General features: G+C 48.0%; 2 protein-coding genes and 1 pseudogene. All 3 read left to right on the top strand.

The features are described from left to right. Positions 1–239: 239 nt before the first annotated feature. Positions 240–812, top strand: coding sequence for a cupin domain-containing protein (locus NFR98_RS15675; protein ID WP_035191170.1), 573 nt, complete (start codon positions 240–242; stop codon positions 810–812). 150 nt (positions 813–962) lie between these two features. Next, positions 963–1,256, top strand: coding sequence for a hypothetical protein (locus tag NFR98_RS15670; protein WP_013858390.1), 294 nt, complete (start codon positions 963–965; stop codon positions 1,254–1,256). 351 nt (positions 1,257–1,607) lie between these two features. After that, positions 1,608–1,787: pseudogene (locus NFR98_RS15665) on the top strand (SDR family NAD(P)-dependent oxidoreductase); the annotation flags it as partial. Between the last annotated feature and the right edge of the window lie 74 nt (positions 1,788–1,861).

Below are 1,861 nucleotides of genomic sequence, written 5' to 3'. Positions count from 1 at the left end.
CACCTACTCATTGGTGCGATTCGCACCTTCACATTCCTTGAGGATGGGAGACTTCTTTCGGAAAGCCGTTAAAAAAGCCCGCGGATTTTTGGCAAAAAGTGAAAGTTTCCGATAGGTTAGGCGGGGAAAAACAATAACAAGGGCGGAGCATACCAAAAAGAAAATTCTGCCTGTATCGTGCAGATGAACGAGAAGCCGGGAAATCATGAAACCTGATTAAAAGAGGAGGGGAAACAACCATGAAACGATTGCTTCCATTTATGTCAGCTTCAGACGGCAAAGATGCAGGGGGCACGGCAGCAAACGATAACGTTTCTGCATTTTATTTTGAGGAGAACGGCGGGATTCCGAATAATCCGTTTCTCCCTGTGCTCATTTACCACGGTGTTTTTAAAGGACGGACAGACGAAATTGAGAAAGTGTTTCAAAAAAATAATTGGGGAAACAACTGGGTATGGACCATTTTCCCTTACCATCATTTCCACAGCAATTCCCATGAAGTGATTGCGGTACGGAGCGGCCATGCCAAAGTGCAGCTTGGCGGCCCTCAAGGTAAAATTTTTACAATTTCTGAAGGTGATTGTGTGCTGTTGCCGGCCGGAACCGGGCATAAACGGATTGAGTCAGGAGGCGGGTTCGCGGTGACAGGGGGTTATCCGGGCGGGCAGGATTATGATACCCAAATGAGGGCAGATGAAACCTTGCGCGAAAATATCCGCAAAACCGGCATGCCGGAAACCGATCCCGTGTTTGGAAAAAACGGGCCGCTTTTTTCCTATTGGACCCCTGAACCGGGCGGCAAAGCAGGATGAGCGGCAGTTCGCGGGCAGAAACGGCCGCCAGGGCAGGCTGGTTCCAGCGCAAAAGATGAAATTTCTTTCTAGTTTGCATTCCATATTGCATAAAATGAAACCCAACTTGAAAGACTAGCCTTGTATTCTTTACAGAAATGGGTGTGAATCATGAAGGAAATTTTGGAACAAGTGAAGGAAAAGCTCGAAAACGCTTATAATCATCCCGATTCAGCAGATTTAGATGCCTGCATCCGGCAGCTTCAGGATGCCCGCCAGCAGTACGGGGACAAAGGGACGATGATTGAAGATGCCATTACGGCGATCGAACAGGCGAAGCATTCGATCCCGGAACACCGCCATGCAGGTACTGATTCGGCGGCAGGCGCATTCGGCCAGGCATACAACGCCCTTGAGCATGCCATTGAGTCTTTCTCTGGAACGGAAAATAATGATCCATTTTAAAAGGCAGATTTTTAAAAACAGCATCGTGCTCCATTCAAACCTTGGATTTTCCAAGGTTTTTCTGTTATTCCATCCATGTAGCGCGAACCGGGCAACGATTTTGGCCAAGGAAGCCAATACTCTCCAAATGATTTCCGCAATCGCGGTTTCGGCAATTTCTCCCATGCATCCCTTAAAAAAAAGCCCAACCGCGCCTTCCCTGCTTTTTCAATTCCGGAACCTCCCATTTCCAAATCCTGCTGCTGCAAAAATAACCGCAATCAGAGTATAGATATATTACGAAACACAGCAAAAAAACTTCAAGGAGGGCATACATTGGACCAATCTTATATACAACAAGGCAACGGCAGTATGGATGCCAGTATGGAAAAACCATTATCACTGAAAAAACTGGCAGACCAGGTCATCGTGATCACCGGCGCTTCGAGCGGGATCGGGCTTGCCACCGCAAGAATGGCTGCAGCCCGCGGCGCACGGCTTGTACTCGCGGCAAGGAATGAGCACGCGTTGAAAATTCTTGCCAATGAGGTGAACTACCCTCCACTTATCAACCTTACGGTTTGATTGAAGTGGGGGCTTCTCGACTTATCGTTGCTTTTACTAGC

The sequence above is a fragment of the Weizmannia agrestimuris genome (genome assembly GCF_943193165.1).
Taxonomy (GTDB): Bacteria; Bacillota; Bacilli; order Bacillales; family Bacillaceae_C; genus Weizmannia; species Weizmannia faecalis.
Note: the sequence above shows the minus strand (reverse complement) of the source record. Positions and strands in the feature narration are given on the sequence as shown.